The 6,714-nt window shown below is 37.0% G+C and carries 8 protein-coding genes and 5 tRNA genes; 1 reads left to right on the top strand and 12 read right to left on the bottom strand.

Annotated elements, in window-relative coordinates; genetic code table 11:
- The 4 genes from Q0F90_RS06170 to Q0F90_RS06155 all read right to left on the bottom strand — a co-directional run.
- Nucleotides 1-455, bottom strand: a 455-nt coding sequence (locus Q0F90_RS06170) for an NAD(P)/FAD-dependent oxidoreductase (protein ID WP_296004198.1), incomplete at its 3' end; no start/stop codon positions are given.
- Entirely contained in the window at nt 452-1,180 is a 729-nt protein-coding gene (locus tag Q0F90_RS06165; protein ID WP_296004197.1) for a pseudouridine synthase, read from the bottom strand. The genes Q0F90_RS06170 and Q0F90_RS06165, both read right to left, overlap by 4 nt.
- Nucleotide 1,181: 1 nt before the next feature.
- Nucleotides 1,182-1,691 carry an SMC-Scp complex subunit ScpB gene (scpB, locus tag Q0F90_RS06160; RefSeq protein ID WP_296004196.1) on the bottom strand — a complete coding sequence of 170 codons (510 nt, stop codon included), beginning with the start codon at nt 1,689-1,691 and terminating at the stop codon, nt 1,182-1,184.
- A gap of 12 nt (nt 1,692-1,703) precedes the next feature.
- On the bottom strand, nt 1,704-2,429 hold the full coding sequence (locus tag Q0F90_RS06155) for a ScpA family protein (RefSeq protein WP_296004195.1): 726 nt from the start codon (nt 2,427-2,429) through the stop codon (nt 1,704-1,706).
- Between the two features lie 168 nt (nt 2,430-2,597).
- Here Q0F90_RS06155 and Q0F90_RS06150 point away from each other — a divergent pair, with 168 nt between their 5' ends.
- A complete protein-coding gene (locus tag Q0F90_RS06150) occupies nt 2,598-4,430 on the top strand; it encodes a phosphoethanolamine transferase (RefSeq protein ID WP_296004194.1) in 1,833 nt (610 codons plus the stop codon).
- A gap of 117 nt (nt 4,431-4,547) precedes the next feature.
- Here Q0F90_RS06150 and Q0F90_RS06145 read toward each other — a convergent pair whose 3' ends face one another.
- The 8 genes from Q0F90_RS06145 to Q0F90_RS06110 form a co-directional block, all read right to left on the bottom strand.
- On the bottom strand, nt 4,548-5,003 hold the full coding sequence (locus Q0F90_RS06145; protein WP_296004193.1) for a DUF523 domain-containing protein: 456 nt from the start codon (nt 5,001-5,003) through the stop codon (nt 4,548-4,550).
- An 85-nt stretch (nt 5,004-5,088) separates the two neighbouring features.
- A tRNA-Leu gene (locus tag Q0F90_RS06140) sits at nt 5,089-5,177 on the bottom strand.
- Nucleotides 5,178-5,192: 15 nt separating this feature from the next.
- Nucleotides 5,193-5,267: transfer RNA gene (locus tag Q0F90_RS06135), tRNA-Cys, on the bottom strand.
- 9 nt (nt 5,268-5,276) lie between these two features.
- Nucleotides 5,277-5,351: transfer RNA gene (locus Q0F90_RS06130), tRNA-Gly, on the bottom strand.
- 7 nt (nt 5,352-5,358) lie between these two features.
- Nucleotides 5,359-5,434, bottom strand: a tRNA-Phe gene (locus Q0F90_RS06125).
- Between the two features lie 5 nt (nt 5,435-5,439).
- Nucleotides 5,440-5,515: transfer RNA gene (locus Q0F90_RS06120), tRNA-Asp, on the bottom strand.
- A gap of 50 nt (nt 5,516-5,565) precedes the next feature.
- Entirely contained in the window at nt 5,566-6,162 is a 597-nt protein-coding gene (locus tag Q0F90_RS06115; protein ID WP_296004192.1) for an MBL fold metallo-hydrolase, read from the bottom strand.
- A gap of 14 nt (nt 6,163-6,176) precedes the next feature.
- Nucleotides 6,177-6,714 (bottom strand): potassium transporter TrkG (locus Q0F90_RS06110; RefSeq protein ID WP_296004191.1); only part of this gene is annotated, 538 nt, incomplete at its 5' end.

The raw sequence follows: 6,714 nt of genomic DNA, 5'->3' as shown, positions 1-6,714 counted from the left end.
TATTGTTCCTTATCTGTTGTAACACCTACTACGCGATTATCCTTTACCGTAATAGATGTAACAGGTTCATTTAAATGAACTTGAACATTATACTTTTTAAGGATTTTCATGAACGTATTGCGAACCTCTAAGGCTGAGTCGGATTCAGGGAATACACGACCTCCACGTTCAACTTTCGTTTTTAACCCCCAACTATGCAGTAAATCTAAAAGGTCTCCATTGCTGAAGCGTTCATAAGCACCATATAGGAACTTACCATTACCAGGCGTATTCTTAATAAATTCGGCCATATCTGCACTATTAGTAATATTACAGCGACCTTTACCAGTAATGCCCATTTTCTTACCAACCATATTCATTTTTTCTAATAAGATGACGCGGGCGCCTTCACGACCAGCTATAACAGCTGCCATTAAACCTGCCGCACCACCACCAATGACTATGATTTGTTTCATTTCTTACCAGTCCCCAATGCTTTAAGCGCTTTAACTTCACGAATTGTAAGCTGACGAGAAGCACCGCGTTTAACACCGCCTAAGGTAAGTCCAGCATAAGCAATACGTTTTAAGTTATGAATGCGGTACCCAAAATGTTCAAACATACGACGAACTTGTCGATTACGACCTTCATGGATAGTAATCTCTACTTCGTGCACACCATTATGATCATCAAACCCTAAGTCAACAATAGTAGCTGGAGCAGTCATACCATCTTCTAGCTTCACGCCATTAGCGATAACTTGTAAGTCTTCATCGCGAACACGACCTTTGATGCGTACTTCATAAGTTTTTTCCACACCTTTAGATGGATGTGTTAAGTTTTGTGCTAACTCACCATCATTGGTAAGTAATAATAAACCTTCTGTATGCAAGTCAAGACGTCCAATAGGATAAATACGTTTGGATTCATTTTTTATATAATCCATAACAGTTTCTCGACCTTGAGGGTCTGATACAGATGTAATAACACCCTTTGGTTTATTTAACAAATAATATACAGGTTTTTCTTGAGCTAATAATTGACCATTAACCTTAACCTTATCTTTTTGAGGATTAATTTTAACACCCAGTTCTGTAACCTTACGGCCATTTACCTGCACCTTACCCTCTGTGATTAATTCTTCTGCTTTACGTCGTGATGCAACACCACAACTAGCAATATATTTTTGTAATCGTTCCATATTATCCTTCTGTTTCCGAAACTTCTTGATGTAAAGCTTCAATCGATTCTACACCAGCACTTCGTAAAAATTCATCTGTCGTACCATATAGAATAGGTCTACCTACAGTATCTTTATGGCCTAATTCGGCTATAAGAGATCTAGTAAGCAATTGTTTTATAATTTTATCACTATTAACACCGCGAATCTCTTCAATCTCAGCTTTAGTGATTGGTTGCTTATAAGCAATAACGGCTAATGTTTCCATGGCCGCATTGGACAATTTATCTTCTCTTTTACGGATATGTCCCACATAATCAGCACTTTCTATAGCACTAACTAATTCGACGCCGGCCCCAGATACACGTAGTCGAATACCACGATTTTGCTCTTCTAGCTCTCGTTTTAATTCGTTTATATAGTCTTGTATTTCGTCTCGCGAAAGGCCAAATACCTCTTCTAACATTTCCATCGATATAGGTTTTGCCGCTGAAAATAAAACAGCCTCTAAATGCATTGTTGGTAAGCTCATATAGCCCCCTTTCTACACGGCTCCATCCAAAGCAGCAGTGAATATAATATCATCATCTTCGTAGCGCATTTCCATTACTTGCTGTTTTAACAATTCAAGAACAGCCATAAAGATTGTTACCATACCACTTTTGGTTTCTATAGCTACTAATAATTCCCTAAAGTGTAAACTTTCACCACGGCGTATACGACTTGACAAGGATAGAATCATATCCTCTAGACTATATGTATCTTTTTCTACCTTAACCTCTCGAATGGGTTCCTCTTCAGGTAATTCTTTAGCCCGTTTTAAGGTTTGATAAAAGATTTGATATAGCTGTGAAAGTTCTAGATTATATACATTGTCTAAACCGAGAACACTTGTTTCTTCAGGACGACTAAAAACATTAGCCGATACTGCGGTTCGCTCCATCAGTAGAGCTGTAAAGTCCTTAATCTTTTTAAACTCTACTAATTTAGCTACTAATTCGTCACGTGGATCCGCAGCATCCTCTGGCTCAGGTTCGGCCTTAGGTAATAGCATACGTGATTTAATCTGTAATAATGTAGAAGCCATGACAAGAAATTCACTACTATAATGAATATCAAAATGGTTCCAATTATCTAGATACTCCAAGTATTGACTCGTTATTTCAACGATAGGAATATCGGTGATTTCTATTTTATGTTTTTCAATGAGATGCAACAGCAAATCAAGGGGACCTTCAAAAACGTCCAACTTGTAATTATAATCTCCCATAAACCCCAATCCTTAGAAAAAATGTACTTTAACTATATAATTATAAAGCATTTATAGTAGTACTTTCAAATAATTGTTTTTTTTACACTCATCTGCTATCTTTAATAATATAATTATTATATATTATAAAGATATATTATTGTGTGTTCCTTTAAGAGAGGCTTAATTATGTCATCTAGTTTAAAGCAAATTGGGCGTAACCCCATTTTTCGCTTTGGTATTATAGGTATTGTTTTATATATTATTCTATTTTTAATTTACGAACCCATTACACTAGGCTTAGATGTAGAGGATATTACTATTTTAGCGGTCCCCACCATTGTTGGTACATTCTTGTTTCAATATTTTATGGGCTGCACTGTTTTCCATAGACCGTTTCTAGGATACGGATTAGTGGGTATCTTATGGGCCCTTACCTTCCCACTTCTATTCCACTGGTCTTATGTTAAGCCGCTATACTTCTATGAATTTGCCAATGATTTCTTATTTGGCTTATTAATCTTTATGGGTTTATCAGGCATTCAGTTTTTACTTAATCAAACGAATCGCTTCCATAAAACGACATCACTAATCATGGCTATTATCTCCATGATTCTTAGCCTCATCCCATTCTTACAAATTGGCTATTACATGACTACATGGCACTGTTTAACGCCAGCTAGTCTATTAGCAGTCTATATGACTAATCCAGAAGAGGCATTTGGTTTCTTAAAAAATGCAGCTGGTATTCCTGGTCTAATTGCAGTAGGTGTTGGTCTTATATTATGGACATATTTATTATACTGGTCTAATTTAGGCATGAAAGCAGTAGTGAATTTAAATACTACACGACCTATGCGATCTGCTATGCTCATCGCTTCTATCGTAGCCTTTCTAGTATATGTTCCATTCTTCTTATTCCCTCAAACATGTATTGTAGCCAACTGGATTGCTGCTGGTGATTATGTAAAACAAATGCAGCAATATAATGATAATCATCATATAGTATTCGATTCCTTTAATTTAGATACTAAAGAAACGGCTACTAATAAAACGCCAGGAACTATCATTCTAGTCATCGGTGAGTCTAGCTCTCGGGATTATATGAAAGTATATAATCCAAACTTCCCTTATGACGATACTCCATGGCAAGGAAATATGCGTGCAAACAATAAAGATTTTATATTCTTTGACAACGCCTATTCCTCTTATGTACAAACAGTACCAACTTTGGAACGTGCTCTATCTGAACGAAATCAATATGACGATAGACCATTCCTTGATTCAGCAAATATCTTAGACGTAGCCAAAAAAGCTGGTTATACAACGTCTTGGTTTAGTAACCAAGGTGTATTCGGTGAATATGATACAGCTATTTCTTTAATGGCTAAGACTGCAGACACTACAAAATGGGCTCATGAATCTTATGCGTTCTCCGATCGCTATGACGAAGCATTGTTACCATTATTAGAAACTGTAGATCCTACGAAGAATAACTTTATCGTTATTCATATTATGGGCAGTCATATTTATTATAATGACCGTTACCCTCATGAATTTAGTAAATGGAAACAAGGTCCATATCCTGATGGTCAAGAAGCATATGCCAATAGTCAATTATATACAGACTGGTTATTACAACAAATTTACACCTATGGCAAGGATAAATTGAATTTACAAGCTATGGTATATTTCTCTGATCACGGTGAAAGCTTAGATAAATCCCACAACCCAGATACATTCGACTTTGTTATGACACATATTCCATTCTGGGTATACTTATCTCCTCAATATCGTACAGCCTATCCGCAAACGGCAGATGTACTTACGAAACATGAGCATCAATTCTTTACGAATGATTTGCTCTATGACACATTAGTAGGTCTCATGCAAGCACCAAATCATCGTTATGATGCGACACGAGACTTTAGTAATGCTCAGTATCGATTCAATTTACACAACTTAACTACATTACTTGGTGAACAGCCATTAATTAATGATCCTGTTAATGTTGGTAAATAAAAGTAGTAACATAAATAGTAAATTTGTCACAGTTGATACGCTATAGCACATTATGGATTAACTATAAACATTAACTATAAACATTAACATCATAAAAGAAAAAGAGATGAGTTTAACTCATCTTTTTTTTTGTACCAACAAAAGATCTATATCATGTTCTGTGTAAATTCTTAGATTTTTCTTTAATAATGCCTCTACAGTGCATCCATGACCATCTTTTAAAGTTCTCGTAAAGGAACCATCATAAATGCGCTTATAACCACAACTAGGGCTTTTGGCCTTCAACAAAGCTTGTTCACATTTATGTTCAACAGCTATATGAACTGTAATCTCTGCACCTCTTATAAACTGTGTAGTTACATCTGTACCATCAGCAGTGCATATACGATTTCCTTGCCGCTCTGCAGGCTCTCTCGGTGTGCAAAGACCGCCTAGTACCTCTGGACACACAGGTATTAATTCATAATACTTTTTAAGAATCTCTACAGTATCTATATAATTGTCTTTTCCGTCATAGCGACAAGGAACACCACACAGGCATTCACTGATCAATAGTTTAGGTTTATTACTCATTGCATTATAGTTTATGTTTATTATTCATTGGATTATTTTAATTAATTCAGATAAGAAAAAAAGACTAACCGAAGTTAGTCTTAATTGGTGCCGAGGACCGGAATCGAACCGGTACGGTTGTCTCCAACCGACGGATTTTAAGTCCGTTGCGTCTGCCTGTTCCGCCACCCCGGCATGGGTAACGATTTGTGGAGGCGGCACCCAGAATCGAACTGGGGAATAAAGGTTTTGCAGACCTCTGCCTTACCGCTTGGCTATGCCGCCATATAAAGTTGGAGCGGGAAACGAGATTCGAACTCGCGACCCCCGCCTTGGCAAGGCGGTGCTCTACCGCTGAGCTATTCCCGCATGTACATGGTGCCTCAGGACAGAATCGAACTGTCGACACACGGATTTTCAGTCCGTTGCTCTACCAACTGAGCTACCGAGGCATGAATGGCGACCCCGATCAGATTTGAACTGACGATCTTCGCCGTGACAGGGCGACATGTTAACCGCTACACCACGGGGCCGTATCCAAAGTACTTGCTTAGTATATCGGTTATCAGAACTTTTGTCAACACTATACTACAATATTTTTGATGAATTCTTCTTCATCTTTTAATATTGTGGACTCTTTATGTCCTGGTTCAACAATTAAGTCCTTAGATAAGGTTAAAATATACTTTAAACTTGTATTTAAATCATGAGGGTTACTTTTATAATTATCTGTATTTCCCACATTTTGCTTAAACACCGTATCGCCTGTAAACAAGTGTCCATCTATTTCTAAACAAACAGAACCAGCACTATGACCAGGTGTATGATGAACAATAATTTCAAAAGGTCCTAATTGTAGTTTTCCTGTTACTAAATCCTCACAATTAGTATACATTTTCTTCTTGTAAACACTAGGCCTACGACGAATTAATTGTAACAGCTCATGATCTAAAGGATGTAAATAGGCTGGTATTTTATAATGAGCACAGACCTCATCAAGGGCCGACACATGGTCACAGTGACCATGTGTCAATAAAACTGCTATAGGCTCAGAGTCTTTTACCATTTCTATAATATGATTACAATGAAAGCCTGGATCAATAATAAGGGACTTTCCCTCTTTTATTAATACATAACAATTTGCTTTATATAACCCTAGAGGGCGTTTTATAACTTCCATATACTTACGCCCTCCTACAAAATACGATAACGCTTAGGAACATCTTTTTTGATGAAATACCCTTCCCAGAATTGAGGGTGAAGCATAACAAGAATAGTGAACAATTCCAAACGACCTAATAGCATATCTACAATGGCAATACATTTAGCTGCGTCTGGCATAACGGTGAAGGAATCAGTTGGCCCAAAACCACCAAAGCCAAGACCTACATTACTTAAGAATGCCGTTACCACCTGCATGGAATCATATGTATTTAGACCAGTACAAGTCATAAGGAAAACAGATACTACATAAATCATTAAGTATAAAAATAAAAATTGTTGTGTCATCTGAATCCATTTAGTAGGCATTGGCTTACCATTGATCCGCACTACTTGCACCATATCTGGATGAATGGATTTTCTTAAATAAATAATACTACTCTTAACTAAAATAATGAGGCGAATAATCTTTACACCGCCCGTTGTAGAACCACTACAACCACCAAAAAATGATGAAATAAATAACATCATCTGTGCAGCGGCTGGCCATAAATCATAATCGCTTACAGCA

This window comes from uncultured Veillonella sp., assembly GCF_934190855.1.
GTDB lineage: Bacteria > Bacillota > Negativicutes > Veillonellales > Veillonellaceae > Veillonella.
The sequence above is the reverse complement of the archived record's forward strand: the minus strand, read 5'-3'. Positions and strand labels throughout refer to the sequence as shown.

Coding starts and splice junctions, on each gene's coding strand:
- Q0F90_RS06165 (WP_296004197.1), bottom strand. CDS start 1,180: ATGGAACGATTACAAAAATATATTGCTAGTTGTGGTGTTGCATCACGA.
- scpB (WP_296004196.1), bottom strand. CDS start 1,691: ATGAGCTTACCAACAATGCATTTAGAGGCTGTTTTATTTTCAGCGGCA.
- Q0F90_RS06155 (WP_296004195.1), bottom strand. CDS start 2,429: ATGGGAGATTATAATTACAAGTTGGACGTTTTTGAAGGTCCCCTTGAT.
- Q0F90_RS06150 (WP_296004194.1), top strand. CDS start 2,598: ATGTCATCTAGTTTAAAGCAAATTGGGCGTAACCCCATTTTTCGCTTT.
- Q0F90_RS06145 (WP_296004193.1), bottom strand. CDS start 5,003: ATGAGTAATAAACCTAAACTATTGATCAGTGAATGCCTGTGTGGTGTT.
- Q0F90_RS06115 (WP_296004192.1), bottom strand. CDS start 6,162: ATGGAAGTTATAAAACGCCCTCTAGGGTTATATAAAGCAAATTGTTAT.